General features: G+C 64.7%; 23 protein-coding genes. 11 read left to right on the top strand and 12 right to left on the bottom strand.

The window, feature by feature from the left end; genetic code table 11:
* Positions 1 to 398: 398 nt before the first annotated feature.
* Complete coding sequence (locus ABB26_RS16510) at positions 399 to 1,100, top strand: outer membrane beta-barrel protein (protein ID WP_083490893.1); 702 nt, start codon at positions 399 to 401, stop codon at positions 1,098 to 1,100.
* Between the two features lie 81 nt (positions 1,101 to 1,181).
* On the opposite strand, the gene ABB26_RS16505 is transcribed toward ABB26_RS16510, so the two are convergent.
* Positions 1,182 to 2,117, bottom strand: coding sequence for a LysR family transcriptional regulator (locus tag ABB26_RS16505; protein ID WP_057635813.1), 936 nt, complete (start codon positions 2,115 to 2,117; stop codon positions 1,182 to 1,184).
* 134 nt (positions 2,118 to 2,251) lie between these two features.
* On the opposite strand from ABB26_RS16505, the gene ABB26_RS16500 reads away from it, so the two are divergent.
* Together ABB26_RS16500 and ABB26_RS16495 are read left to right on the top strand one after the other, a co-directional pair.
* Positions 2,252 to 2,956 (top strand): pirin family protein, encoded by a 705-nt coding sequence (locus ABB26_RS16500; RefSeq protein WP_057635812.1) that lies wholly within the window; start codon positions 2,252 to 2,254, stop codon positions 2,954 to 2,956.
* 114 nt (positions 2,957 to 3,070) lie between these two features.
* On the top strand, positions 3,071 to 4,150 hold the full coding sequence (locus ABB26_RS16495) for a hypothetical protein (RefSeq protein WP_057635811.1): 1,080 nt from the start codon (positions 3,071 to 3,073) through the stop codon (positions 4,148 to 4,150).
* Positions 4,151 to 4,287: 137 nt separating this feature from the next.
* On the opposite strand, the gene ABB26_RS16490 is transcribed toward ABB26_RS16495, so the two are convergent.
* The 4 genes from ABB26_RS16490 to ABB26_RS16475 are packed head-to-tail and all read right to left on the bottom strand — an operon-like array spanning position 4,288 to position 8,380.
* The gene (locus tag ABB26_RS16490) at positions 4,288 to 4,923 is read right to left on the bottom strand and encodes a DUF2894 domain-containing protein (RefSeq protein ID WP_057635810.1); all 636 of its coding nucleotides are present in this window, start codon (positions 4,921 to 4,923) and stop codon (positions 4,288 to 4,290) included.
* The gene (locus ABB26_RS16485) at positions 4,913 to 5,560 is read right to left on the bottom strand and encodes an OmpA family protein (protein ID WP_057635809.1); all 648 of its coding nucleotides are present in this window, start codon (positions 5,558 to 5,560) and stop codon (positions 4,913 to 4,915) included. The genes ABB26_RS16490 and ABB26_RS16485 overlap by 11 nt, the downstream gene beginning before the upstream one ends.
* Entirely contained in the window at positions 5,557 to 7,653 is a 2,097-nt protein-coding gene (locus tag ABB26_RS16480) for a DUF802 domain-containing protein (protein WP_057635808.1), read from the bottom strand. Before ABB26_RS16480 ends, ABB26_RS16485 begins: the two co-directional genes overlap by 4 nt.
* Positions 7,654 to 7,663: 10 nt before the next feature.
* Positions 7,664 to 8,380 carry a DUF3348 domain-containing protein gene (locus ABB26_RS16475; RefSeq protein WP_057635807.1) on the bottom strand — a complete coding sequence of 239 codons (717 nt, stop codon included), beginning with the start codon at positions 8,378 to 8,380 and terminating at the stop codon, positions 7,664 to 7,666.
* A gap of 191 nt (positions 8,381 to 8,571) precedes the next feature.
* On the opposite strand from ABB26_RS16475, the gene ABB26_RS16470 reads away from it, so the two are divergent.
* From ABB26_RS16470 to ABB26_RS16455, 4 genes are all read left to right on the top strand, one after another.
* Positions 8,572 to 10,803, top strand: coding sequence for a TonB-dependent siderophore receptor (locus tag ABB26_RS16470; RefSeq protein WP_245626253.1), 2,232 nt, complete (start codon positions 8,572 to 8,574; stop codon positions 10,801 to 10,803).
* A 100-nt stretch (positions 10,804 to 10,903) separates the two neighbouring features.
* Positions 10,904 to 11,191 carry a hypothetical protein gene (locus ABB26_RS16465; RefSeq protein ID WP_057635806.1) on the top strand — a complete coding sequence of 96 codons (288 nt, stop codon included), beginning with the start codon at positions 10,904 to 10,906 and terminating at the stop codon, positions 11,189 to 11,191.
* A complete protein-coding gene (locus ABB26_RS16460; RefSeq protein WP_057635805.1) occupies positions 11,188 to 11,490 on the top strand; it encodes a hypothetical protein in 303 nt (100 codons plus the stop codon). The genes ABB26_RS16465 and ABB26_RS16460 overlap by 4 nt, the downstream gene beginning before the upstream one ends.
* Positions 11,491 to 11,500: 10 nt before the next feature.
* Positions 11,501 to 13,075 carry a PepSY-associated TM helix domain-containing protein gene (locus ABB26_RS16455; protein ID WP_057635804.1) on the top strand — a complete coding sequence of 525 codons (1,575 nt, stop codon included), beginning with the start codon at positions 11,501 to 11,503 and terminating at the stop codon, positions 13,073 to 13,075.
* A gap of 120 nt (positions 13,076 to 13,195) precedes the next feature.
* Here ABB26_RS16455 and ABB26_RS16450 read toward each other — a convergent pair whose 3' ends face one another.
* The gene (locus ABB26_RS16450) at positions 13,196 to 13,468 is read right to left on the bottom strand and encodes a metal/formaldehyde-sensitive transcriptional repressor (RefSeq protein ID WP_057635803.1); all 273 of its coding nucleotides are present in this window, start codon (positions 13,466 to 13,468) and stop codon (positions 13,196 to 13,198) included.
* 46 nt (positions 13,469 to 13,514) lie between these two features.
* Between ABB26_RS16450 and dmeF the strand changes: the two genes are divergently transcribed.
* Positions 13,515 to 14,453 (top strand): CDF family Co(II)/Ni(II) efflux transporter DmeF, encoded by a 939-nt coding sequence (dmeF, locus tag ABB26_RS16445; protein WP_057635825.1) that lies wholly within the window; start codon positions 13,515 to 13,517, stop codon positions 14,451 to 14,453.
* 15 nt (positions 14,454 to 14,468) lie between these two features.
* Here the strand turns inward: dmeF and ABB26_RS16440 are convergent, their stop codons facing one another.
* Positions 14,469 to 15,104: a response regulator transcription factor gene (locus tag ABB26_RS16440; protein WP_057635802.1), complete on the bottom strand. Its 636-nt coding sequence runs from the start codon at positions 15,102 to 15,104 to the stop codon at positions 14,469 to 14,471.
* Positions 15,101 to 16,234 (bottom strand): sensor histidine kinase, encoded by a 1,134-nt coding sequence (locus ABB26_RS16435; protein ID WP_425477272.1) that lies wholly within the window; start codon positions 16,232 to 16,234, stop codon positions 15,101 to 15,103. The genes ABB26_RS16440 and ABB26_RS16435 overlap by 4 nt, the downstream gene beginning before the upstream one ends.
* A 140-nt stretch (positions 16,235 to 16,374) precedes the next feature.
* Here ABB26_RS16435 and ABB26_RS16430 point away from each other — a divergent pair, with 140 nt between their 5' ends.
* The gene (locus tag ABB26_RS16430) at positions 16,375 to 17,115 is read left to right on the top strand and encodes a hypothetical protein (RefSeq protein WP_057635800.1); all 741 of its coding nucleotides are present in this window, start codon (positions 16,375 to 16,377) and stop codon (positions 17,113 to 17,115) included.
* A gap of 37 nt (positions 17,116 to 17,152) precedes the next feature.
* On the opposite strand, the gene phhA is transcribed toward ABB26_RS16430, so the two are convergent.
* Positions 17,153 to 18,043: a phenylalanine 4-monooxygenase gene (phhA, locus tag ABB26_RS16425; RefSeq protein ID WP_057635799.1), complete on the bottom strand. Its 891-nt coding sequence runs from the start codon at positions 18,041 to 18,043 to the stop codon at positions 17,153 to 17,155.
* Positions 18,044 to 18,175: 132 nt separating this feature from the next.
* On the opposite strand from phhA, the gene ABB26_RS16420 reads away from it, so the two are divergent.
* Complete coding sequence (locus tag ABB26_RS16420; RefSeq protein ID WP_057635798.1) at positions 18,176 to 18,658, top strand: Lrp/AsnC family transcriptional regulator; 483 nt, start codon at positions 18,176 to 18,178, stop codon at positions 18,656 to 18,658.
* 221 nt (positions 18,659 to 18,879) lie between these two features.
* Here the strand turns inward: ABB26_RS16420 and ABB26_RS16415 are convergent, their stop codons facing one another.
* Positions 18,880 to 19,917 carry a patatin-like phospholipase family protein gene (locus tag ABB26_RS16415; RefSeq protein ID WP_211261982.1) on the bottom strand — a complete coding sequence of 346 codons (1,038 nt, stop codon included), beginning with the start codon at positions 19,915 to 19,917 and terminating at the stop codon, positions 18,880 to 18,882.
* A 260-nt stretch (positions 19,918 to 20,177) separates the two neighbouring features.
* Positions 20,178 to 21,191: a TIGR00266 family protein gene (locus ABB26_RS16410; protein WP_057635796.1), complete on the bottom strand. Its 1,014-nt coding sequence runs from the start codon at positions 21,189 to 21,191 to the stop codon at positions 20,178 to 20,180.
* 171 nt (positions 21,192 to 21,362) lie between these two features.
* On the opposite strand from ABB26_RS16410, the gene ABB26_RS16405 reads away from it, so the two are divergent.
* On the top strand, positions 21,363 to 23,669 hold the full coding sequence (locus tag ABB26_RS16405) for a TonB-dependent receptor (protein WP_083490891.1): 2,307 nt from the start codon (positions 21,363 to 21,365) through the stop codon (positions 23,667 to 23,669).
* Positions 23,670 to 23,767: 98 nt separating this feature from the next.
* Here ABB26_RS16405 and ABB26_RS16400 read toward each other — a convergent pair whose 3' ends face one another.
* The gene (locus tag ABB26_RS16400) at positions 23,768 to 24,895 is read right to left on the bottom strand and encodes a glycoside hydrolase family 18 protein (protein WP_057635795.1); all 1,128 of its coding nucleotides are present in this window, start codon (positions 24,893 to 24,895) and stop codon (positions 23,768 to 23,770) included.
* Positions 24,896 to 25,058 lie beyond the last annotated feature (163 nt).

The raw sequence follows: 25,058 nt of genomic DNA, 5'->3' as shown, positions 1-25,058 counted from the left end.
CTGCTCTTTCGAACCCGACGCGGATCGCCCGGCTCATGCTTTCATAGCCCGGTCACGGTTTTCGCGTTCTCGCGGGAACGATACGTTTGGCAGGGGTGGCCAGCCCGCGGTGTATCGGCTTTCCTGGGTACTGCCGGCAAGACGCGGTGGCTTTCGTAAGAGCCAGTGGAGGGTTCGGAGGGGCGCTGCCTGGCCTGCGCAAGAGGTTGGTTGACAGCGCGCATGGCTGCCTTCAATGTGCCGCGCAAAGGGGACTGAAGCCATGCCGTTCCGGCGCTGCAATGCAGCGTCCGCCAAGGGCATGCTCCAGACAAGTGACGCCGCGAACGGTAACGTCGAGCAGCTGCACCTCTTGGGCAAGCGGTAAGGGATGTCCGGATCAATCCAAAGGAATGCAGATGAACAAGCTCGCAGCGGTTGTTGTCCCCGTACTGTTGATTGCCGGTGCCTCAACGGCGCATGCGCAATCCATCTCCTCGGGCTGGACCACCTATCGCGCCCAGCAGCAGGGCCAGCAGGCACAGCCCGTTTCCACGGCGTCATCCGATGGCAGCTCGCCGACGGTGGCCGCATCGGCCTATGCGGCACAACCGGTTCAACGGCAGCGGGTTGAACAACCGCGAGGCGGCTTCTTTGTTGGCGCGCAGGCGGGCGCGGGCTGGGTGATCGAAGATATTGATCAGCGTGTGGTGTCGGTCAACGCGGGCTACCGCTGGCAGGTCGATGAACTTACCCAGGTCGGCGTTGAAGTAGCCACGGGTCGTCTGCAGGACACGCAGTGGCGAGGTTATGAAATCCCGAGCCTGCGCTTCTCCAGTGTGGGCGCCAATGCTCGCTTCAACTTCGGCCCGGACAGCGCGTGGTTCGGCGTGGCCCGTGGCGGTTATTGGTATGCAGACGGGGACGACTGGTTTGGCGAAGGCAGCAGCATTGATGGTGGCTATGTAGGCGTTGGCATCGGCGTGGACATCAACCGCCACTTCAATCTGCAGCTGATGTACACCGCTTACCTGTATTCCAGCCCGTACTACAACGACTACGACGGTGACCGGGTGAACCGCGCCGACGTGTTGACCCTGGGCGGCGAAGTCCGCTTCTGATCCGACGGGTGAGGGCCTGTAGAGCGGAGCCTTGCTCCGCTGTGGATTGCCCATGATGTCGTCGTCGCGCCTGTCCTGGTACTAGCGTGGGTCTTGCTCTGTCGTGCTGGCCGCCCAAGGCGGCTGTTCCAGGAACGTTGCCAGGTAGTCGATCAGTGCCTGCACGCGTGCCGGCCGGTGCAGGCCGGGCGGGGTGACGATGCTCAGGGCCAGCGGTTCGACCTTCCAGTCGCTCATCACCGCCTCCAGCGTGCCGTCGCGAAGTTCTTCCCACACCAGGAATTCCGGTTGCAGGGCAAGCCCAAGCCCGGCGCGCAACGCGGCATCGAAGACTTCGGCATTGTTGGCCTGCAACTGGCGCGGCACGGTCTGCGCGAACTCGCCGTGGCGGCTGTGGGCGAATCGCCATGTGTTGCCGCTGCGTGTGTAGCTGTACTGAAAGCCGCGATGTCGGGCCAGATCGCGCGGATGCTCGGGCCGGCCGTGCTTCGCGAAATACGCCGGGGCGCCGACCAACAGGATACGCACCTGGCATAGCCGACGCGCGCGCAGGCTGGAGTCCGCCAGCGTGGCGATACGCAGCGCCAGATCGAAGCGTTCGCCCACCATGTCCACCATCTCGTCGCTGAGCTGGATGTCCAGTTCCACGTCCGGGTGCGCCTGCATGAACTCCGGCAGCAACGGCGCCAACCGCGACACGCCGAACGACATCGGCGCCGCCACGCGGATCAACCCGCGCAATGCTGCCGAGCGGTCGGCCACTTCGGCCTCCACCGCTTCGCCTTCACCGAGGATGCGTGCCGCGCGCTCCAGTGCGGCTTCCCCTGCGCCGGTCAACGACATGCGCCGCGAGGTGCGGTGGAACAGCGTGGTGCCGATGCGGGTTTCCAGCCGGGTGATGGCTTTGGAAACGGTGGCCTGCGACAGCTGCAGTTCCTCGGCTGCGCGGGCGAAGGAGCCGGCTTCAGCCACTTTGGCGAAGATGGCCCAGGCTTCCAGGTCGGGGAGTCTGTTCATGACGGGTGCGCTTGAGATCGTTGTTTTATCATGTCACAAACGGAAAGAATGAGTTTCCATTGGTTCTATTCTGGATGGATGGTGGCAGGCCTAGACTGCGCCCATCGAATCCAACCGCAGCCCAGGAGAACACCATGATTGAACGTCGCCCATTTGCCAGCCTTGGCGGAGCCAATCACGGCTGGCTGGATGCCAAGCATCATTTCTCGTTTGCCGAGTACCACGATCCCAAGCGCATGCACTGGGGTGCGATGCGGGTCTGGAACGACGACACCATCCAGCCCGGCACCGGCTTCCCGCCGCATCCGCATGCGGAGATGGAAATCATCACCTACGTGCGCGAGGGCGCCATCACCCACCAGGACGACCAGGGCAATAAAGGCCGTACCGAGGCCGGCGATGTGCAGGTGATGAGTGCCGGCAGCGGCATCCGCCACGCCGAGTACAACCGGGAGCCGGGCATCACCCGCATCTTCCAGATCTGGATCTTCCCGGATGAGCGTGGTGGCAAGCCGTCGTGGGGCACCAAGCCGTTCCCGAAGGGCGAGCGCTCGGGCAGCTTCGTCGCCCTGGCCAGCGGCATGCAGGGTGATGACGATGCACTGCCCATCCGTGCCAACGCCCGCGTGCTGGGCGCCTCGCTCAAGGCCGGTGAAACCACCGAGTACCGCTTCACCGACGCCACCCGCCACGGCTACCTGGTGCCGAACATCGGCAAGGTTGAAGTGGATGGCGTGATGCTGGAAGCCCGCGATGGTGCCGCCATCACCGGGGTGGAGAGCATCCACATCCGCGCGCTGGAAGATACCGAGCTGGTGCTGGTGGATACCGCGGCCTGAGCCAGCGGGATACCTGCTGCGGCGGTGCGGAGATGAGCCGCACCGCCGCGCACATATGCAGCAATGATGCCCTCATATAGTTGCGATACCATCTGCGGCTGTATAGGGGGAGCAATGAGCAATCAAGTCTGGGTTGTGATCCTGGTGGTGATCGTCGTCGTCGCGGCTCTGGCCGGGTTCTTTATGGCGCGCCTGTTCCGTAGTACCGACAGGAGCATTGGTGCCGCAGCGGCGGTTGCCGGGGCCGGCGTCAACGCCGTGGCGGGTATTGGCAACGAAGCCATCGCCACGATCAAGCCACTTACCGAATCAACGGCCCAGGTGATCGCCGGCATTGGCGATGTGACCAAGGGTGCAGGCGCGATGGTCAACACGTTAGTCGAGCGTCTGAAGAACAAGCAGAAAGAGCGTGTGCAGCTGGCCACGGAGAACGCGGCGCTGCTCGCGGAGGTGGAACGGCTCAAGAGCCGCCAGGTGAACGCCGGGGCGATCGAGCGACAGTTGCAGGTGGCCTTCTTTTCCATCGAGGGACAATTCACCTCATTCAAGCAGAAGCTCTGCAGTGCGGCTGATGGTGGTCTACTGGGCCTCGAGCGGTCGACCAGCCGTGAGTATGTGGGCGTGGTTGACGCGACCTACGTGATGAAGATCGGTATTGACCTGAAGAAGCTAGGCTTCGAGCTGAAGAAGGGATCGAAGGTGGTATATGTTCACGGTGCGCATGAAGCCGAGAACATCGGGTTTACTGATTTGAAGCTGGATCGTCGATTTGTCGAGGGTCGCACGGTATTCAACAAGAGCGCGCTACGTGGGAAATCGGTCGAAATACTGCCAGCAGACGACGATCTGCTCAGCGACGTCAATCAGCACTTTGGTGAGGTGCTGGACCAGATTCAGAACAGCCAGCTGGCTTCATCTTTGGCCGAGGCCAACGAGAAGATCGCTATGGGCTTCTTCAATGCGCTGATGGGGGGCGGGCGCTATGAGTTCATCGCCAAGCGTGAACACATGGATGAGCGGCTGAGCTTCGAGCAGCTATGCGAAGCGATCAATGGCGAACTTTCGCGCCAGATCGAGGAACTGGAGGCAAATCGGATGTCGGCGGTATCCAAGGCTGAGCACCTCGACGCGGAGATACTCGAGATGGCAGTGCTCAGCCACTGCGAGACGGTGCCTGCGGCAAGGCACTTCTGATAGTGCGCGCCGGGCCTTGCCGCGCAAACTGGCAAGGCCGATGCCGGGAAACGGCTCCTGCAGGCTGGTTCTACAGTCTTTTACTGCGCTGCCCACTGGGTTGTGGATGAGTGGCAGAGCTTAGCTGTCCGATGCGACTAGGCTTTCGGGCGGCTGCCCTTGCGTTTGCGCGCGATGCGAACGGGCTCTTCACCGCCACCCAGCTGATCCATCCACGTCAGCACATCGACATAGGCGATGAAGTGCTGCAGATAGTCCGGTGAGATGTCCTGCATCAGCGCCATGGCCCGGTAGGTGAGCACGCTGGAATGCAGCGGGCCGGCATCTTCGGGCAGCGAATCCAGGCATTGACGCAGCAGGCTCTCGATGCGGATGCGGCTCCACAGCTGCTGGAACTCATCCAGTGCCGGCATCAGCGCCGCCTCGTTCGCCACATTGCTGTCGCGCTCCTGTGCCATGCCAGTGCTGGAAGCGTGCAGGGGCAGGGCGTACTGAAGTGGCACCGCGTCCAACTGTTGCAGCAATGCCCTCAGCGGGCTGTCTGCAGGGGTGATCGGCGCCGCCGCCGGCGTACGTTCGGCAATCACTTCGGCATACGCATCTGCCAGGGCGGACAATCGTGCATCCAATTGTTGACGTACCAGCCCGTCGTGGCGCTCGGCGCGGTCGGCGAGTGCACGCATCAGGCCGAAGCGCAGCGGGTCGACCCGATCGGCGCCGGCTTTGCGCCAGGCATTCAACCGCGCTTGTGGCGTGGCGGCGTTACTTTGCATCCGCCGTGGCGTCCTGTTTCGGGCGCGGGATGGGCGCGATTTCGACGCGACGGTTCTTCGCGCGGCCAGCTACATCGTCGTTGGAGCTGACCGGCTGCTCGGCGCCGAACGCGGCGGCGAACACCGATGATGCCGGCACGCCATCGGCGATCAGGGTGCGGGTGACGGTGAGCGCACGCGCAGCCGACAGCTCCAGGTTGTCGGCGAAGCGCGCATTGGCCACGCGCACCGGCTGGTTGTCGGTGAAGCCGCTGACCATCAGGATTTCCTCGCGCGCATGCAGGTAGTCGCGCAGCGGTCCGGCGATGCTCTGCAGCAGTTCGCGGCCTTCCGGCTGCAGCTGGTCGGAGTTGAGTGCGAACAGCACGCTGCCGCTGATGCCGATGCGGCCGTTGATGACGGTGACGCGGCCAGCGGCCAACGGCGCGGCCAGCGCCTGCTCCAGTGTCTTGAGCTTGGCGGTCTGTTCCTGGCGCTGCTTCACTTCCTCATCGAGGCGGTTGTGCAGCAGCAACTGGATGCCGATGACGCTGGCCAGGATCAACACGAACGCACCCAGCAGCACCGACATCAGATCGCCGAAGGCGGCCCAGGTGGTGGCGCTGGATTCGGCATCGAACTCGATCTCGTCGCTCATGCGTGACCGGCCCCGATGCCATCACGGGCCACGGCCAGCTGCTGCAGCTCGCCGATGATCTGCTTCTGCGAGAGCATGCTCAGGTCGATGACTTCACGCGCCTGTGCGACGTAGTAGGCCAGCTGCTCATCGCTGCGTGCGAGTGACTTGTCCAGCGCGGTTTCGATCAGCTGCAGACGTTCGTTCAAGGTTTCGGTGGACTGCCCGAACAGCTGTACCGCACCGCCGAAGGCTTCGCCCAGGCTGGCCACTTCCACCGCGCTGCTGGTGACATGTGCGGCGGCGTTGTCGAGCTTGCCGGCTTCGGTTTCGATCTGTGCGGTGAAGCGATTGCCGACGCGCTCCAGCAGCTCGGCCGAGGTGCTGACCAGGGCATCCACGGCGGTACGCTGCTCGGTGGATGCGTGGGTGACCGCGCCCAGCAATGTTTCCAGCGTGGACAGCAGGTGGCTGCGCTCTTCCAGCATGGCGGTGTCGCGCACCATGCTGTCGGACAGCTTCTGGCGCAGCTCAGCCACCACTTCGGCCGCGGCGCGCGGCGCTTCCGAAGCGCTCTGCACCAGCCGCGAAATTTCGGTGATGGTGTCGCGTGCCTGTGCCTGCGATTGCTCGCTCATGGCCTGTGTGGTCTGCGCCAGCGTGTCGCAGATCTGCTGCTGACGCTGCGCGACCTGTTCGCCATTGCGCTGCCAGCTCTGGTCCAGTGCGGCGACCATTGCGGTCAGTGCCTGCGACCAGTTGCCCAGGCGCTGCGTGTCGTTGGCGGCAAAGGCCGACTGCAGTTCGGCATGCGATTGCTGCAGGGCATCGAGCAGCGAGCGCGAGTGACTTTCAAAGCTGGCCGAGGCGCTGACCAATGCCTGCTCGTTGCGCTGCGCGAGTGCTTCATGCGCATGCTGCTGCTGGGTGATCGCGCTGCTCCACGCCTCGGCAGTGCGTCCGGCGTTGTCTTCCATGCGCGAGGCGACGCCATCGAGCAGGGTGGCCGAACGCTGTTCGAACGTGGCGGTGAACTGTTGCAATGCCTGCTGCAGTTCGTGGGTGAGCGCGCTGTTGCCGCGCTGTTGTTCGGCCAGTGCGCTGCTCCAGCTTTCGCTGGCTGCGGTGGCGGCACCACGCACGGAGGCATTGAGCCCGTCGAGCTGCTTCTGCACTGCGTTGTCGATGGCCGCATGCAATGCATTCGACTTCTCGCTCAGCCCACTCATGGTGGCATCCACCACCGGTTGCAGCGCGGCACCCACGGCGTTGGCCTGCTGGGTAATGCCTGCCTGCATCGACTGCTGCAACGACGAGGCCAACTGCGTATAGGCCGCTTCGGTACGCTGGTGGAATTCCTGCTGGCCGGCCTGCAGGCGTTCGTTGTTGCCCTGCTGCTGCTGTTCGAGGCTGGCCATCATCGCCTGCAGGCGATCGACCAGTGTCGGCATCAGTGCATTCTGTTCCTGCAGCAGGCGGAAGGTTTCATTGCGCTGAAATGCCTGCGAATGTGCGCGCAGGTGCGCGGCGATGCCGGCGTCCAGTTCCTGCACCGCATTGCTGCGTTCACGCCGCAACAGCGCCGACAGCAGGCCGAGTGCGGCCGACGAAGCGACGCCGGCGATCGAGGTACCAAAGGCAAAGCCCAAGCCTTTGACCGGTGCGGCCAGCGAGCTGCGGATGGCGTCCAGGTCGGTAGCGCTTTCCAGCGCCAGGCCGGTGCCGCGCAGCGTGGCCATCATGCCCAGCAGCGTGCCGAGCATGCCCAGCAGCACCAGCAGGCCGACCAGATACGGCGTCAAGGCAGGCGCAGGAAGGCCGACGCGCTCTCCCTGCACGCGCAGCCGCACGGCGTTGCGCAGGCCCGGGTTCAAGCGAGACAGCCAGCCGTCGAGGTTGTCGCTGCCCTCCTGGATGGCCGGCAATGCCTGCAGCAGCGTGCTGGTGGCCTGGCGGTAGCGGAACAACTCCACCGCGCCGACCAGATAGCAGGCGGCGATCACCGCCGCGACCACGGCGGCCAGTGGATGGGTGCCGGCGTAGCCCACACCGATCCAGCAGACGGCCAGCAGGCCGACAAGGAAGACAACGACAGCGACGAAATTTCTGAGCATGGGCGTTGGGTTACCGGGTACGCAGGGCTGCGAGCAGACCTTCGATGGGATGGAAGCGGACATCCAGTTCGGCCAGCAGCGCGATGCGCAGGTCCTGGCGGAAGTTGGCCAGCCAAGGGCCGGAGGATGTCGTGGGGGAGTCCGATGCGGGTGCGTCGGTGGGAGTTGCGATGTTGCTGTCGTGCAGGCGCTCGAAATGCAGGCCGAGCAGGGCGGGGACATTGGCAAGCAGGTTGTGTTCGCGTGGGCTCAGCGTGGCTTCCATCACCGCGTCCACTTCGGCCAGCTGCGCCTTGGCCTCGGACTGCCGCGCCAGCATGTCGCGCAGACGGCCGCGCAGCTTGCCGGTGGCGATCTGCATGGAGCGCTGCTGTTTGAGGCAATGCTGGCGGTACGGCGCGAACGCGGCCTGCGCGGCGGTTTCAGCGGCCGGCGCGTTGCGTGGCGGGGTCATGTCGATGTCGGCGTGGATGGCATCGGTCAACATAGCGCGGATGCGGGCGCACTCGGCGTCCTGTGATTCGTCGAAGGCGGGGCCTTCCGGCGGCGGTGGCGCGCGGTTGTCCAACGCCCGCGACAGCGTGATGGCGCGGTTCCAGTCGAACCATTGCGCCAGCCGTTCGGGCACGTCCGGCGCCGCGCGCGAGACTGCATCGTCCTTGAAACGGGCCAGCAGGCGAATGAACGCCGGGCCCAGAACGGGCGCCCGTTGGATAGCTTTCGCCATGTGTCCTGACTAAAAAATCAGCATTTTACATGGCGGTGGAAGCTTCGCCCCGGCAGCGGCATTCAGACAGAGGGAGGAGGACTGCTTGATATATGTCGTTGTTGAGAATGATTATTGTTCGTACAATGCAGCCCATCAGCCGCTGCTCCGCGCAGTCAGCCAATACTCGCTCCCATCAGTAGGTTGACTCCGTGTCCTTCCCCCGTTGCTCTGTCGCCGCTCGGCCGGCGTTGCTGTCCATGGCCGTTGCCGTTGCCGTGGCCCTGTTCCCCGCCACCGTATTCGCTGCCGAACCCGAGGCGGGTGAAGCGCCTGCCGATGCGGCGCGCACGCTCGATGCGGTGCACGTCAACGCCTACCGCACCACTTCCCACGCTTCCAGTGCGACCAAGACCGATACCGCCATCGCCGAGACTGCACAGTCGGTTTCGGTGATCGCCCGCGAGGAACTGGATGCCCGTGGCGTCCAGAACCTCAACGAGGCCATGCGCTACGTCGCCGGCGTGACCCTGGAAAGCAGCGGCATCGACAACCGCGTCGATGACTTCCGCATCCGTGGTTTCGATGCCGGCAGCTGGTCCAACAATGTCACCGTCGACGGCATGCGTGCACCGCAGGGCAGCCAGTGGAACCGCACCATGGTCGACAGCTGGAACCTGGAGCGGGTGGAGGTGCTCAAGGGCCCGTCGGCGGTGATGTACGGCCAGGTGGCTCCGGGTGGCATGGTCAACCAGGTCAGCAAGACGCCGACGCCGGACCAGCAGCAGGTACTGCGCCTGGGCATCGACGGCAACGGCCAGTACAACACTGCCTTCGACGTGGGCACCGGCACCGGCGACAACCGCCACCTGCTGCGCCTGGTCGGCCTGTACCGCGATGGTGAGACGCAGATCGACCACACCGAACAGAAGCACTGGTTCCTGGCCCCGAGCTACACCTTCCAGATCGCCGAACGCACGCGCCTGACCCTGCTCGGCCTCTACCAGAAGGACGACGGCGGTTCGACCTACCAGTTCCTGCCGATGGACGGCACGCTGGTGGCCACGCCCTACGGTCACATGAAGAACACCACCTTCATCGGCGAGCCCGGCTGGAACACCTATGACCGCACCATCTGGACTGCCGGCTACCTGTTCGAGCACAGCTTCAACGGCAACTGGACGCTGAGCCAGAGTGCGCGCCATACCGATGTCCAATCCCTGTTCCGCACCGTGGTGACCAATGGTGGCTTGAACGCCGATGGCCGCACCCAGAAGCGGCGTGCCACCTGGGGCGAAGGTGACTCCAAGGGCGATACGGTGGATACGCGCATCACCGGCAAGTTCAGCACCGGCGCAGCCGAGCACACGCTGCTGATCGGCGTGGACTGGCAGAAGGCCGACTGGACCGGCGCGCGCGGGGCGATGGTCAACCCGCGCGACATCGACATCTTCAACCCGGTCTATACCAACTACGTGCCGGTCACCACCAGCATCAGCTACTCCGGTGGCATCAACCGCCAGACCGGTGTGTACCTGCAGGACCAGGTTGCATTGGACAAGTGGCGGCTGACCTTTGGTGGCCGCTATGACTGGACCCGTGACGACACCTGGACCCGCAGCTACACCGTGGCCACCAATCGTTACGGGGCCCGCATCCCGACCCGCGGCGAGGAAGAAGCCTTCAGCGGCAACCTGGGCGTGCTGTACGTGGCCGACAACGGGCTGACCCCGTACCTCAGCTACGCCGAGTCGTTCCAGCCGTCGGGCAGCAACACCAACATGAGCTACACGCTGTCGGCGTTCGACCCGGTGACCGGCAAGCAGTGGGAAGCGGGCATCAAGTACCAGCCGGCGTCCTTCGATGGCCTGTTGACGCTTTCGGCCTACGACCTGCGCCAGCAGAACATCCTCACCAATGATCCGGACCTCACGCACAACACCTGCGGCACCGCTGGCAACAGCCAGTGCCAGGTGCAGGATGGCGAAGGCCGCGTGCGCGGTGTCGAACTGGAAGGCCGCATCACCCCGCTGGAAGGCTTCAGCGTGATCGGTGCCGCCAGCTGGATGGATTCGGAAGTCACCAAAAGCAACAACGGCTACATCGGCAAGCAGCTGGCGATGGTGCCGGACTGGACCGCCGCGCTGTGGGCGGACTACACGTTCCAGGCCGGTGGCCTGGAAGGACTGAGCCTGGCCGCAGGTGTGCGTTACAACGGCGAAAGCCATGGCGACAGCGCCAACCTGTACCTGATCCCGGGATACACGCTGTGGGATGCGGCCATCCGTTACGACGTCGGCCATCACGGCCGGGTGGGAACCCAGTTCGCACTCAACGTCAGCAACCTGGCCGACAAGCGTTTTGTCTCGACCTGCGGTGGCGTGTCTTCCTGCTACTACGGCACCGGCCGCACCGTCACCGCCACCGCGCGCTTCAGTTGGTAAAGCCACCATGCGCCCATCGGCAAACCCAATGGACGCTTTCATCGCCAGCCCTTGAGCCAGACCGAATGAAAACCATCCTGCAACCCAGCGGTGTCGCGCGATGAGCCTGCTGCTGGTGATCATCGCCACTGTCGTGGGCACCGCCGCGGCAATGCTGCTGTACGTCGCTTCGCCACAACAACAACTGCGCGCCGCAGGGCCGTGGCCAACGCGACATGCGTGGTGGCCGGGCAGCGTGCTTGCGGTCGTCTCGTTGCTGACGATGTGGCAGTTGCTGGCGCCGCTTGAAGCGATATCGGCGTGGTTGGTGCTGCTGACGCTGGTGTGGTCGATCGCGCCGTTCCTGGGCGCGTGGCGTGCCCGTGTACGCGCGCGGAGGGCGACATGAACCAGGCGCGCGTGCGGCTGGAAAGCCGCCATTGGTTCGGCAAGACCTGTGCCGGCGTGGTGCTGGGCTTCGGCCTGGCGCTGGCGTTGTCCGGCCTGTTCGCCTGGCTGGGGCCGGACGGCATCGGCGCGGGCGGCGGCAAGAACCAGTTCAACATGTGGCTGATGGCACCGATCTGGGCGGCGGTGCTGTCCTTCGTCTACCTGTTCCGCGACAGCCTGCGCGCATGGTTGTGGCTGGGCGCGGCCAATGTGGCCGCATTCGGGATGTTGGCGCTGGCGCGTTGGGTGATGGCGTGAGGGGGCAGGCATGAAGATCCGCAGCGACATCATCAAGGTCTACAAGGACGTCCACATCTGGATCGGCATCGTCTGCGGGCTGATGTTGTTCATCGCCTTCTATGCCGGCTCGGTCACCATGTTCGAGAAGCCACTGGAGCGCTGGGCAACGCCGCCGTCGACATTGGCCGCCGCACCGTCGCTGGAGCGTGCCGATGCGCTGGTCGAAGCGGTGCTGGCCGAGCATCCCAAGGCCGCAGCGCGTTACTTCATTTCGGTCAAACCCGGTGCCGACCAGCCGGCACGCGTGTACTGGCAGGAGCGCACCGGCGGCCGTCGCCAGTTCAAGGAATACGCCGCCAGTTTTGCCGCCGATGGCAGCCTGCAGGTGGAGCAGACGCGCAAGGCGCCGGTGGCACAGCTGGTGGACACGCTGCACCAGCTGGTCGGGCTGCCGTTCCCGGATGCGGTGGCGCGGCCGATCATGGGCGCGGTGGCATTGGCCTATGCAGTGGCGTTGATCTCGGGGCTGATCGTGCTGCTGCCGACGTTGACCAAGGACGTGTTCGCGCTGCGCATCGGCAAGAACATCAAGCGCATGTGGCTGGACGCGCACAACGCGCTGGGCTTGTTCAGCCTGCCGTTCCACCTGGTGATCGCGCTGACCAGCGTGGTGTTCGCCTTCCATGACCAGTTCTACGACGCGCAGGGCGCGGTGGTGTACCCGGACGGCATCGAGTGGAGTGAAGAGCACGACGGAGCGCCCACCGGTGCACGCGTGTTGCCGGCGGCCGAACTGCTGCGCCGGGTGGAAGTGCAACTGCCCGGTTTCGACGTGCAGGGCTTTGGTTTCCAGCGCAAGGACGGACATGTCGAGGCGACGGTAACCGGGCTGGACGTGCGCCACGGCACGCGCGCGCGGCTGTACGCGAGCACGCATCTGGACCCGTACAGCGGGCAGGTGGACCCGCATGATCTACCCGGCCACATGTCCGCCTGGGATGAATCGGTCAATGCGTTCTTCATGCTGCATTTCGGCAGCTTCGGTGGTAACCCGGTGCGCTGGTTGTACGTGCTGATGGGCCTGGCCGGCGCGGCGCTGTTCTACACCGGCAACCTGCTGTGGGTGGAATCGCGGCGACGCCGGCGCAAGGGGCCGGAGACGCCCGCGCAGAAACGCTCGGGCTGGGTGCTGGGCTGCCTGACCGTGGGCGTGTCATTGGGTTGCGTGGCCGGCATTTCCGCCAGCCTCGCCGCAACCAAATGGTTGCCTGCGCTGGTGGCGGATCTGAAGGCGTGGCACACCGGCATCTATTACGCGGTGTTCGTGGCCGCGATCGGTTGGGCGTTCCTGCGCGGCGCATCACGCGGTGCGGTGGAGCTGCTGTGGGCCAGCGCGGTGTTCACCCTGGCGATTCCGTTGTCGAGTCTGGCCGGCGTGTGGGGCGTCGGCGGTGCATGGAGCCACGCCGGCAGCTGGCCGGTGGACGTGACCGCGCTGTTGTCGGTGCCGGTGATGTTGTACATCGCCCAGCGCACGCGCCTGCGCTTGCAGCAGGGGCATACCGACAGCATCTGGGCGCAGACGAACCCCAGGCCCGTGTAGCGCGCAGCCGTGCTGCGCTGTGGCTCGGCCGGGATGCTCCTGCCGAGCATCGCTCGGCACTACCGCCAGCGCCCGGCAGCGCGAAAGGCGTGCGGCTTTTTTTTTTAGGAGCGTCGTTGGTCACCTTGCGTGACGCTTGAGCAGCGCCAGCAGCACTTCGGCTTCACTGGCGCGCTTGGCCGGGTCCTTCTCGGCGACGACATGGTCGTTGAGATGACCAGCCATCACTTCCAGCATCAGCCCGTGCATCGCGCCCTTGGCGGCGGCGATCTGCACCAGCACGGCGTCGCAGTCGTCGCCGGCCTCCAGTGCCTGCTCCAGGGCCGCGACCTGCCCGGCAATGCGACGCACGCGGGTCAGCAGCTTCTTCTTGTCACGTTGGATATGTGCCATGCACCGGATCGTATACCCTATGGGGGTATACGAAAAGGTCGCCACGATGAACCTCGAAGCCCTTGCCCAATCCCGCCAGCACAGCCACGCCTTCAGCGAGGGCAATCCGATGGCGGAGAAGAACACCCGCCGTGCCATGGTCCTGACCGTCGTGATGATGGTGGTGGAGATCGCCGGTGGCTGGTGGTTCAACTCGATGGCGGTGCTGGCCGATGGCTGGCACATGAGTTCGCACGCGCTGGCGCTGGGTCTGGCGGCGTTTGCCTATGCCTGCGCACGGCGCTACCGGGATGACCCGCGCTTCGCCTTCGGTACCTGGAAGATCGAGATCCTGGCCGGCTACACCAGTGCCATCCTGCTGTTGGGTGTGGCCACGATCATGGCGTTCGAGTCGATCGTGCGGATGTTCAAACCCAGCCCCATCCATTACCAGCAGGCCATCGTGATCGCGGTGGTGGGCCTGGCGGTGAACCTGCTGTGCGCATGGTGGCTGCGCGACCAGCACGATCATCATCATGGCCACGGTCATGACCCTCACCATGATCACAGCCATCACCACCATGATCTGAACCAGCGCTCGGCCTACCTGCACGTGCTGGCCGATGCGGCCACCTCGGTGCTGGCGATCATCGCCCTGCTCGGCGGCCTGTACTTCAACGCCTCATGGCTGGACCCGCTGATGGGCATTGTCGGTGCGGTGCTGGTGTCGGTCTGGGCCTGGGGTTTGATCCGCCAGACCGGCCGCGTGCTGCTGGATGCGGAAATGGACGCACCGGTGGTGGCCGAGATCCGCGAAGCAGTGGAGCAGGGCGAAGTACCGGCGCGCATCAGCGATCTGCATGTATGGCAGGTCGGTCGTGGGCGTTTTTCCTGTTCGATGGAAGTAGTGACCGCACCGGGTGTTGATGCGGAAGTGTTCCACCGCGCGTTGTCGATCCACGAGGAGATCGTGCATGTCACCGTGGAAGTGCACAACGCGGTCTGACTTGCTGGCCGCGTTTCAGATGATCCGCAACGTAATGGCCTTCAATACCGCACGGGTGCGATCGCGGGTGTCCAGTTTGTCGAGGATGGTCGAGACGTAGTTTTTCACCGTGCCTTCGGCCAGGAACAGGCTGCCGGCAATCTCGCGGTTGCTGTAGCCGCCGGCCATCAGGCGCAGCACGGCCACTTCCTTCTGGCTGAACAGCTCCTTGGGTGCATCGTCTGCGTGGTAGCGGTAACGCTGGCGCACCGGTTCGGTGCTGACCGGTTGCAGCAGGGTATGGCCGGCGATGATGCGGTCGATGGCATCGCGCAGGTCCTCCGGCGCGGCGTCCTTCAGGAGGAAACCCTGTGCCCCAGCCTCGGTGGCGCGCAGCAGAAGGTCGCTCTCGTCGAAAGTGGTCAGGAACAGGCAGGGCGTCGCGTCGCCGCGCGCGCGCAGTGCCTGCAGTGCCTGGATGCCGTCCATGCCCGGCATGCGGATGTCGGAGACGATCAGCTGCACTGGTTGCTGAGGCAGCTGTGCGAGCAGGGCTTCGCCACTGTCGGCTTCGAACACGATCTCGATGCCCTGCTGTTGCAGCAGGGCACGCAGTCCGGCGCGGATCAATGCCTGGTCATCGACCAGGGCGATGCGGGGTGCGCCGGTCATGCGCTGAATTCCGCGTGGATGTGCAGCGCGCCGGAAGCGGCGCGTTGCAGGTGCAGCCGCCCGCCGTGTTCAACCACGCGCTCGCGCATGCCGATAAGGCCATTGCCTTCGCGCAGTTCGCCGCGCAGTTTCCCGTCATCCTGCATGTCCAGCTGCAACCTTCCTTCGTATTGGCGCAGTGTGACCTGCAATACCTGTGATTCGCCATGGCGCGCGCTGTTGGTCAACGCTTCCTGCACGCAACGCAGCAGGGCTTCGGCCATCGCCGTGTCACGCACCTGCACGTCGTCATCGAGCTGCAGCTGCAGGCGCGGGCGCGGCAGTGGTGCGGCCAGTGCGTGCAGCGCGGTGGCAATGTCGAGTTGGCCGCCATCGCGCAGCGAATGCACCACCGCACGGATGTCGCCAAGCAGTTCGGCCGAAAGCTGCTCGCACAGCGCCAGCTCCGCCGGGGCATCGTTGCGACCGGCCAGTGCACGCAGCTGCAGGCGCAGCGCGGTGAGCTTGTGCCCGGCCACATCGTGCAGTTCGCGCGACAGCCGCAGGCGTTCGGCATCGCGCGAGCTTTCGGCCAGCAGCGCACGGGTAGCGAGTAGATCCGCATTGACCAGCGCCAGCCGGTCGCGTGCCTGCTCGGCGGTATGCGCGTAATGCGTGGTCAGCATGGCGAAAGCCTGGAAGCCGGCGAAGATCAGCACCACCACGCCTGCGTGCTCGTGTACGTCACGCAGGACGAGGTACATGCCGAGGTTGATCACGGCAACCATCAGCAACGTGGTGCGCAGTGGCCAGGTCGCGGCGATCTGTGCGGCCAGCATCACCAGCAGCGCAGGCGCCACACCATTGTTGTGGGCCAAGCGGATCAGCACCAGGGCACTCATCGCCTCGATCAGCAACAACAATGTCCGTTGCCAGGACGGCTGCGCCAGCGTCGTGGCGAACAGGAACGCGAGCAGGAACAGCAGCGCACATGCCCAGCGCCACGGCAGCTGCGCAGCGTCGCCGAACGGCAAGGTGAACGCCACCGCCAGCCAAGTGATGAAGCCGGCGAGATTGAGGGGATGAAGGAGTCCGCGCCAACGCGGTTGAGGGCCGATTTTCATGCCGGCATGCTGGTGGTGCGCGGCCATATCGGCAAGGGGGCCAGCGCAGAAAGTGACTTCCGGCAGGGTCTTCGGATGACCACCGCGACTGCCTCGGCGGTCGCCAATCCGTGAATCTGTGTGCTGCGGCCGCCGCATTCCGCAAGGCGCCACGGGAGATTGCCGTCATGCCTGGATACAAGTGGATCGTTGCGCTGCATGTGCTGGCCGGCATGGTGGCGCTGGTCGGGTTCTGGTCGGCAGCACTGATGAAGAAGGGCTCGCCGCGGCACCGACTGTTGGGCAAGGTGTATCTGCTGGCGATGGCTTCGATCGTGGTCACGGCGGTCCCGATCACCGTGCAGTACGCCTTCTTCCGCCAGCAGCCGGTTGCCGCGCTGTTTCTGGCCTATCTGATCGCCATCACCGGCAATGCCAGTTGGCTGGCATGGCGTTCGGTCACCGACAAGCGCGACTGGAAGGTGATGGTGTCGCGCACGGGCTGGAAGCTGGCGCTGTGGCCAATGGTATTGCTGGGGTTGGCGGTACTGGTGCTGGGCATCCAGAAAGGCCAGATGCTGTTCCTGGGCTTCTCGATGATCGGGCTGTGGGCAGGTTGGCGCATGTGGACCTTCAGCCGTCGCGGCCCCCATCGCCCGGACTGGGCTTTCCGCCAGCATTATCAGTCGATGCTGGGGGCGGGCATCGCCACCCACGTGGCATTCCTGAGCATCGGCATGCGCCCGGTATGGCAGTGGCTGCAATCGCACACGAACGTGCCGCCGCTGCTGATCGAACTGTTTCCATGGGCCGCGCCGGTATTGGTGGCCGTGCTCATCGGCTACGGCTTGAACCGAAAGTACGGTGGTCGCCGCGTGGCCAGGGCAGCTGTGCCGCAGGCGGCGCAAATGCAACCGCCGGCTGAGTAAGCCGGCGGTTGGTGGTTATCTACAGTAGCGAGCGTGCTCAGACGTCGCCGTCGCTGGCCCAGCCTTCGCCATTGCCGCGCTGGAACACGCGGTCACCGTCCTGCACCTCACCGGCCGGAAAGTGCTCCTGCGCTGCCAGCCGGGCATAGATCGGGGTGAAGTCCGGCTCGGTGGCTGCCATCAGCTGATCAAAGCCTTCGATGACGAAGTAGCTCTTCTGGAACGTGTCGATGCGGTAGCGGGTACGCATGATCCGCTCCAGGTCAAAACCAATCCGGTTGGGCGCGGCCGATTCCAGCGAGTACAGCGATTCGCCCTTGGACGAGACGATGCCGGCGCCGTAGATGCGCAGCCCATCGGCGGTGTTGATCAGGCCGAACTCCACCGTGTACCAGTACAGGCGGGTCAGGTTCTGCAACGCCTCCGGGCCGATCGCATGTGCCTTTACGCCGCCACGGCCGTAGGCGGCCATGTAGTCGGCGAACACCGGGTTCATCAGCAGCGGCACATGGCCGAACAGGTCATGGAACAGATCGGGCTCAGCGATGTAGTCGATCTGGTCCGGGCGGCGGATCCACCACGTCACTGGAAATCGGCGGTTGGCCAGATGGTCGAAGAAATCCAGTTCCGGCAACAGGCCTTCCACTCCGACCAGGGTCCAGCCGGTGGCGGCGCCCAGCACTTCATTGAGCTGGTCGAAGCGCGGGATCATGTGCTCGCTCATGCCCATCTCGTCCTGGGCGTCCAGGAACTCCTGGCAGGCACGGCCGACCAGCAGCTCGCGCTGGCGCTGGTACAGCGTGCTCCAGGTGGCATGGTCATCTGCGCTGTAGCTGTCCCACGGCTGCTCCACCACGGCCGTGGTATAGACCGGCACGTAACCCTTGTCGGTCTGTTGGTGTTCGACGCGGCGCGGGTTGGCTTCCATGGCGGCAGCTCCTGAAGGGAATAGATAACCGCATGGTAGGAAGCCTGCCGCGCAAGAGGTTTGCGAAATTGCGCCGCCAGCGGTTCTTGGCGCAATATTGTTGCGTCAATTCAATGTTGCGGAGCAACAAAGATGGCTTCAGTCACGCTTGATCGCACGGATCTGCGGCTTCTGGCCGAGATACAGCAGCATGGGCGCGCCACCAATGCCGAGCTGGCAGCGCGGGTGAACCTTTCGCCTTCGGCGTGCCTGCGCCGGGTGCAGCGGCTGGAAGCCGAAGGCGTCATCGCCGGCTACGGTGCGCGGCTGGAGCCAAGGGCGATTGGTCTTGGCCTGCAGGCCTTCGTGCGCGTGCAGTTGTCCAAGCACGGGCAGGCGGCGATCAACCATTTCGTCGAGGCCGTGCAGCTGTGGGATGAAGTGGTGGCCTGCCACGCGCTTACCGGCGACATGGATTACCTGCTGCACGTTTATGTGCGCGACCTGGATCACTTTTCGGCGTTCCTGCTCGACAAGCTGCTCGATGCGGCCGGCGTGGCCGACGTGAATTCCAGCTTCGTGCTGCGCACGGTCAAGGAGTTCCGCGCGCTGCCGTTGTCGCAACAGGGGCGGTAACGAACGGATGATGCAGCTTTGAAGCCCCTCTCCCGTGTGCGGGGCGATGCGGGCAGGCTTGCGAACCTCTGGCTCGCAGCCCGTGGAGCGCCCTTGCGCAAGGGCAGGGGCGCGGGGGGGAGGGCGTTTTCCGCGGTGATTTCATCCACTACGCAGAACTAGAAACGACCGCCTTCCAACCTCTCCCTTGGCTCAGGCCAAAGGGGAGGCGCTAGTGGGTTTCAACGCGCAGGCGCGCTGCAGTTCTTTTCCACACCACGCAGTTTCTCGATGCGTGTGCGGCTGTCCTGGCAGCGCTGATGTGCTTCGGCCTGGGCGGCGCTGGTGCGCGCTTCGGCGGTGCGGATCGCTGCGGTCTGTGCCTGCTGCAAGCGGGCGATGCCGGCGCGGATCTGCGGCATCGCCGCCATCGCCGCCTTCTCGCCTTCCAGAATCGCGCGGCCACGCTGCTCGAAATCGGCGGCGCCGATGTCCAGCACCGCCGGCCGGATCACCACGTCGGCGCGACCGAGCTCCTGCTCGCCCAGGCGCTGGCCCATGATGGTGATGGACTGGTTCACCGCACCCAGCAGGCCGCTCGGGCGCTGGCCGCTGGCACGGCTGGAGATATCCACCGCGATCACAAACTCGGCACCGAGCTGACGCGCCGCATCCACCGGCACCGGGCTGACCACACCACCGTCGACATAGGTTTTGCCGCCGATGCTCACCGGTTCGAACACACCGGGGATGGAGCTGGAAGCGCGCACCGCCTGGCCGACGTTGCCGCGCACGAATACGGCGCGGTCGCCGGTTTCCAGCTGTGTGGCGACTGCCGCAAACGGCTTGCGCAGCTGCTCGGCCGGCTTGTTGCCGACCTGCGTGTTGACGTAGTCCTGCAGCTTCTGGCCCTGGATCAGGCCACCGGAGAACAGACGCAGGTCGCGGATGCTGGCTTCGTCCAGCGCAACCGCCTTCTGCTGCATGTCGAACGCGTTCATCCCGCTGGCATACAACGCACCGACCACGCTGCCGGCGCTGGTACCGGACACCACCACCGGCTCGAAGCCATTGGCTTCCAGCATCTTGATCACGCCGATATGCGCAAAGCCCTTGGCCGCCCCACCACCCAGCGCCACGCCGATCTTCACCGGCTTGACCGGTGTGGCCGGACGTACCGCCTGCGGCGGGGTGGGCTTGGTGTTCTCGCCGCCGCAGGCTGCGAGCAGACCAAACAGGGCAAGGGACAACAACAGGCGGGCGTTGCGCGGCTTCATGATGAATAGGGGTGCTTGGAAAGGGCGCCAGCATAGCGCTTTGCAGGCCGGCAGCAGCGTCGTGGCGTGGTTGCCGTTTAGGCTCGGCTGCAACGGCAATCGCGGCGGCCGGCGCATAGCTGCCTGCGCCGCTCCTGCGGTGCCGTCGAGGTGCCATGCGCACGGTAGTGCCTCGTATCTGCGCGGGAACGACGACAGGAGCACCAAAGAAGACGGCAGGCGCGAAGCGCCTGCCGTCGTGTACTCGCCGCAATACCGCGGACTTAGAACTTGTTGTCACCATCCAGCAGCCGGCCCAGCCCGCCCAGCACCGAGCCTTCGCCGCGGCTCTGGCCACCGCCCTGCGGGGCGGCGGCGAACATGCGGCCGGCCAGGCGCGAGAACGGCAGCGACTGCAGCCACACCTTGCCCGGGCCGGTGAGGGTGGCCAGGAACACACCTTCGCCGCCGAAGAACATGCTCTTCAGCCCGGCGACGCGGCGCACGTCCATGTCCACGCCGGCGTGGTAGGCCACCACGCAGCCGGTATCCACGTCGATGCGTTCGCCGGCAGCCAGTTCGCGCTCGACCACGCACCCGCCGGCATGCACGAACACCCAGCCGTCACCTTCGAGCTTCTGCATGATGAAACCTTCGCCGCCGAACAGGCCGGTCATCACCTTGCGCTGCAGGTGTATGCCGATCTGCACGCCGCGCGCGCCGGCCAGAAAACTGTCCTTCTGGCAGATCAGCTTGCCGCCGTGCTGGTCCAGCTTCATCGCCAGTACCGTGCCGGGGTAGGGTGCAGCGAAGGCGACCTTGGCCTTGCCGCCGCCGGTGTGCGTGTAGACCGTGGCAAACAGGCTTTCGCCGGTGATCACGCGCTTGCCGGCCGACATCAGCTTGTCCATGAAGCCGCCGCCCTGGCCGGTATGCGAGCCGTCGCCGAACACCGTGTCCATCTGCACCGCTGAATCCTTGAACATCAGTGCGCCGGCCTCAGCAATGGCACTCTCGCCCGGGTCCAGCTCGATTTCGACGAACTGCATCTCGTGGCCGACGATCTTGAAGTCGATGTCGTCGGCACGGTTGTGGCTGCCGCCCACCGGTGGCGGCATCGCCGGGGGGGCGGTCTGGCCGCCGAGTTCGGGAATCTGGGCGATCGCCAGCCAGCCCTGCATGCCATCGCGCCACGCCAGCGCCTGGCGGTTGGCCTGCGCGTACTGGCGGGCGGCTTCCTCATCGAGGGGGCCGACGCGGTCGGCCTTGCCGGGGACATGGAAATACCACTGGGTCATGGCGCTTTGCCTGGAGCAGGAGAGGAACGCCAAGTCTATGCATACCGGGGACTTCACGCCCCTGACAGGCGTCATGCGGCTGAATACCTGAACGTTTGCGATACGAATGTTGTACTGCAACAATCCCGTGCTAGGCGCAGTCCCCATTTCCCCAACCAGGCTCTCTCCGCCATGTCCCCGAACCGTACCTTCCGTCGCCGTTTCCCGGTGGCGCATCCGCTGTTTGTTGCTTTAGCCGCTCTGCTCCCCTCGGTCGTGATGGCCCAGGACGCGACCACCGCACAAAAGGAAGCTGCCACGTTGGACGCCGTGAAGGTCACGGCCGCGCGCAAGGTGGAGAACATCCAGGACGTCCCGGTGTCGATCAGCACCGTCAGCGGTGAAAAGCTCGACGCGCTGGCGTCCGGCGGCACCGACGTGCGCTATCTGTCCGGCCGCGTGCCCAGCCTGAACATCGAATCCTCGTTCGGCCGTGCTTTCCCGCGCTTCTACATCCGTGGCTACGGCAACACCGATTTCCGCTTGAACACTTCGCAGCCCGTGTCGCTGGTGTATGACGACGTGGTGCAGGAAAACCCGATCCTGAAGGGCTTCCCGATCTTCGACGTCGACCAGGTGGAAGTGCTGCGTGGCCCGCAGGGTTCGTTGTTCGGCCGCAACACGCCGGCGGGTGTGGTGAAGTTCGACTCGGTGCGCCCGACCCAGGAGTTCAACGGCTACGGCAAGGTCGGCTACGGCAGCGACAACCTGTGGAACGTCGAGGCCGCCGTCGGCGGTGCGCTGAGCGCACGCTGGTCGGCCCGCGTGTCGGCGCTGTATCAGCGTCGCGACGACTGGGTGAAGAACACCGGCACCGGCCCGAACGATGGCCTGGAAGGCTATGACGAGTCGGCCGTGCGCGTGCAGTTCCTGTACGAAGGCGACAACTTCGAGGCGCTGCTGGGCGCGCACAAGCGTCACCTCAACGGCACCGCGCGTCTGTTCCGCGGCAACATCTTCAAGAAGGGCAGCAATGATTTTGTTCCCGGCTTCGACGAGAACAAGGTCTCCATCGACGGTTTGAATCATTCCGAGCTGGACAGCAGCGGTGCCAACGCGCGCCTGAGTTGGGACCTGGGCAACTACAAGCTGTCCTCGATCACCGGTTACGAGACCGTCGATACTTTCAGCGTCGGTGACATCGACGGCACCTCCGGCCCGTACTTCACCGCCGAAGTGCCGTTTGCCTCGGAGACCGCCGATGGCATTCCCAAGCACTCGCAGTGGACGCAGGAACTGCGTCTGGAATCGCTCAGCGATGGCCCGCTGAACTGGCAGGCCGGCCTGTTCTATTTCAAGGAAGACTACGACGTCGACAGCGTCAGCTACGACACCACCAACGGCAGCAAGCAGGACGGCTTCCAGCGCATCAACCAGACCAACGATGCGTGGGCGGTGTTCGGTGGCGCGACGTTCCAGGCCACCGACAAGCTGGAGCTGCGCGCGGGCGTGCGCTACACCGTCGACAAGAAAGACCTGACGGTGAAGGATTACTGGAACACCGGCTTTGCCCCATGCGTGCTGGCTGCCAAGTGCGATCTGGCAGGCCTGCTCGCCGCGCAGCAGGCGGCGTTCGCCGCTGGCGATGCCGTGGACCCGTATCTGTCGGCGTCGACCAAGGACAAGAAATTCAACTGGGATGCGTCAGCAACCTACGCCGTCAATGACGATGTGAACGTCTATGGCCGCGTCGCTACCGGCTTCCGTGGCAGCTCGATCCAATCGGCGGGTGCGTTCAACGAAAAGACCGTGGCCGAGCCGGAAACCGTGCTGTCGTTCGAAGCCGGCGTGAAGGCCGACTTCTGGGACAACCGCGCGCGCTTGAACGCCAGCGTCTACCACTACCGCGTCAAGGACCAGCAGCTGACCGCCGTGGGCGGTTCCACCGGCAACGCCAATATCCTGCTCAACGCCGACAAGAGCGTGGGCAAGGGCTTCGAGCTGGATCTGCAGGCCTACCTGACCGACAACCTGCTGGTCACCCTGGGCAGCGGCTACAACCACACCGAGATCAAGGATGCCGACCTGAGCGTTGCCGGTTGCATGTCCTGCACCGTGACCAATCCGCTGGATGGCAACGGCAAGGTGCTGATCAACGGCAACTCACTGCCGCAGGCACCGGAATGGACCCACAACATGACCGCGCGCTGGTCGCTGCCGCTGGCCGACGGTGCGCAGTTCTACGTGTTCACCGACTGGGTCTACCGCAGTGAAGTGAACTTCTTCCTGTACGAGTCGAAGGAGTTCACTGGCAAGTCGCTGCTGGAAGGCGGCCTGCGTGTGGGCTACCAGTGGAACGATGGTGATTACGACGTGGCGCTGTACGGCCGCAACATCACCAACCAGATCCGCGCCACCGGTGGCATCGACTTCAACAACCTCACCGGCTTCATCAACGAGCCGCGGCTGTGGGGCGTGGAGTTCAAGGCCAACTTCTGATTGCTGCAGCCATCAGGAATGAAACACGAAGGGCGCGGATTTCCGCGCCCTTTGCTTTTGGTCCCGCCCTTGCGCCGAAGGCGAAGGAGGCGAAAGCGCTACTTCAACTGTTCGCTGTGCAGTCCCTTGTGCAGCACGTCGAGCAACTGTTCGTTGTCATCCTGGCGCTGTTCCCAGTACATGATGCCGCCCAGCCCCTGCTGCTTCACGTACTCGACCTTGATCGCCAGCGAGCGCGGATCGTCATAGCTGACCATGCGGCGCTCCTTGGGATTCCACAGCCACGGCACCTGTGCGTTTTCGTCCCAGTGCTGTTCCCAGTCCGGATTGTTCAGGCGGGTGTGGACGATGTCGCGCCAGGAGATGAAGCCGCCTTCGCTGCTGAATTTCTGGAAGCGGCCGTTGTTGGGGGGCGCCACATCACCGAAGGTGCGGCCGTAGAACGGCACGCCGACGTTGATCTTGTTGGCCGGCACGCCGGCATCCAGGAAGTACTTCACCGCATCCACGGTCGTGCGGCCGGCAGGCGTGGCCAGCGGTGAACGCGACAGGCCGGAGTGGTGGCCGGTGGTCTTGGTCAGACTGCCGTAGAAGTCGTAGGTCATCAGGTTGATCCAGTCCAGCGACTGCGCGATGCGCGGCAGCTCCAGACCTTCGGCGGCACGGCCTTCGGCGGCGGCGATGGTCAGCAGGTAGTGGCGCTGGCTGCCTTCCTTGTCCAGACGCGCGCGCAGCTGTTCCAGCAGCACGGTGAAGTTGTGGCGGTCATCCGGGCTGTGGCTGATGTCGGCATCGCCCAGCGTGGGGTACTCCCAATCGATATCCAGCCCATCCAGTTTGAACTGGTGCATCAGCGCGACGCTGCTGTCGATGAAACGGGTGCGCGCGGCTTCGCTGGCGGCCGCTTCCGAGAAATTGCCGGCGCCCCAGCCGCCGATCGACAACACGATCTGCAGCGACGGGTTGTCCGCACGCTTGGCGACCACCGCATGCAGGCGTGCCGGATCAACGCTGTCTGGCAGATACACGCTGCCATCGGGCCGGACCAGGGCGAAGGCGAAGTTCACCACGTCCAGTTTTTCCGCTGACAACTGCAGCGGTGCGGGGCTGTCCATCACATAGCCGATCACGCGCGGTGATTGCGCGTAGGCGGTGGTGGCGGTCAAGCAAAGCAGCGCCGCAGCCAGCAGCGTGCGCAGACCATAACGTCGGTGGAACATGGCCATGGGAACCCCCGTGCAAAAGGACCCCGGACTGTAACCGGCTTGATGTCTGCACGCCCACGGCAGTGACGTTGGAAACCATCGTGGGCGCCACGCAATGCACGCGGAGCGGTGCTCCGCTGTGGCGTTGCTCGCAAGGCCTCTGCCGAGCATGGCTCGGCACTAC

It is taken from the genome of Stenotrophomonas humi (assembly GCF_001431415.1).
GTDB classification, from domain to species: domain Bacteria; phylum Pseudomonadota; class Gammaproteobacteria; order Xanthomonadales; family Xanthomonadaceae; genus Stenotrophomonas; species Stenotrophomonas humi.
The sequence above is the reverse complement of the archived record's forward strand: the minus strand, read 5'-3'. Positions and strand labels throughout refer to the sequence as shown.

What these genes read in the sequence shown, in the direction of transcription:
- ABB26_RS16495 (WP_057635811.1), top strand. Translation starts at nt 3,071, where the DNA reads ATGAGCAATCAAGTCTGGGTTGTGATCCTGGTGGTGATCGTCGTCGTC.
- ABB26_RS16480 (WP_057635808.1), bottom strand. Translation starts at nt 7,653, where the DNA reads ATGCTCAGAAATTTCGTCGCTGTCGTTGTCTTCCTTGTCGGCCTGCTG.
- ABB26_RS16440 (WP_057635802.1), bottom strand. Translation starts at nt 15,104, where the DNA reads ATGACCGGCGCACCCCGCATCGCCCTGGTCGATGACCAGGCATTGATC.
- dmeF (WP_057635825.1), top strand. Translation starts at nt 13,515, where the DNA reads ATGAACCTCGAAGCCCTTGCCCAATCCCGCCAGCACAGCCACGCCTTC.
- ABB26_RS16455 (WP_057635804.1), top strand. Translation starts at nt 11,501, where the DNA reads ATGAAGATCCGCAGCGACATCATCAAGGTCTACAAGGACGTCCACATC.
- ABB26_RS16400 (WP_057635795.1), bottom strand. Translation starts at nt 24,895, where the DNA reads ATGGCCATGTTCCACCGACGTTATGGTCTGCGCACGCTGCTGGCTGCG.
- ABB26_RS16410 (WP_057635796.1), bottom strand. Translation starts at nt 21,191, where the DNA reads ATGACCCAGTGGTATTTCCATGTCCCCGGCAAGGCCGACCGCGTCGGC.
- ABB26_RS16475 (WP_057635807.1), bottom strand. Translation starts at nt 8,380, where the DNA reads ATGGCGAAAGCTATCCAACGGGCGCCCGTTCTGGGCCCGGCGTTCATT.
- ABB26_RS16490 (WP_057635810.1), bottom strand. Translation starts at nt 4,923, where the DNA reads ATGCAAAGTAACGCCGCCACGCCACAAGCGCGGTTGAATGCCTGGCGC.
- phhA (WP_057635799.1), bottom strand. Translation starts at nt 18,043, where the DNA reads ATGGAAGCCAACCCGCGCCGCGTCGAACACCAACAGACCGACAAGGGT.
- ABB26_RS16450 (WP_057635803.1), bottom strand. Translation starts at nt 13,468, where the DNA reads ATGGCACATATCCAACGTGACAAGAAGAAGCTGCTGACCCGCGTGCGT.
- ABB26_RS16510 (WP_083490893.1), top strand. Translation starts at nt 399, where the DNA reads ATGAACAAGCTCGCAGCGGTTGTTGTCCCCGTACTGTTGATTGCCGGT.
- ABB26_RS16430 (WP_057635800.1), top strand. Translation starts at nt 16,375, where the DNA reads ATGCCTGGATACAAGTGGATCGTTGCGCTGCATGTGCTGGCCGGCATG.
- ABB26_RS16505 (WP_057635813.1), bottom strand. Translation starts at nt 2,117, where the DNA reads ATGAACAGACTCCCCGACCTGGAAGCCTGGGCCATCTTCGCCAAAGTG.
- ABB26_RS16465 (WP_057635806.1), top strand. Translation starts at nt 10,904, where the DNA reads ATGAGCCTGCTGCTGGTGATCATCGCCACTGTCGTGGGCACCGCCGCG.
- ABB26_RS16405 (WP_083490891.1), top strand. Translation starts at nt 21,363, where the DNA reads ATGTCCCCGAACCGTACCTTCCGTCGCCGTTTCCCGGTGGCGCATCCG.
- ABB26_RS16420 (WP_057635798.1), top strand. Translation starts at nt 18,176, where the DNA reads ATGGCTTCAGTCACGCTTGATCGCACGGATCTGCGGCTTCTGGCCGAG.
- ABB26_RS16485 (WP_057635809.1), bottom strand. Translation starts at nt 5,560, where the DNA reads ATGAGCGACGAGATCGAGTTCGATGCCGAATCCAGCGCCACCACCTGG.
- ABB26_RS16460 (WP_057635805.1), top strand. Translation starts at nt 11,188, where the DNA reads ATGAACCAGGCGCGCGTGCGGCTGGAAAGCCGCCATTGGTTCGGCAAG.
- ABB26_RS16435 (WP_425477272.1), bottom strand. Translation starts at nt 16,234, where the DNA reads ATGGCCGCGCACCACCAGCATGCCGGCATGAAAATCGGCCCTCAACCG.
- ABB26_RS16500 (WP_057635812.1), top strand. Translation starts at nt 2,252, where the DNA reads ATGATTGAACGTCGCCCATTTGCCAGCCTTGGCGGAGCCAATCACGGC.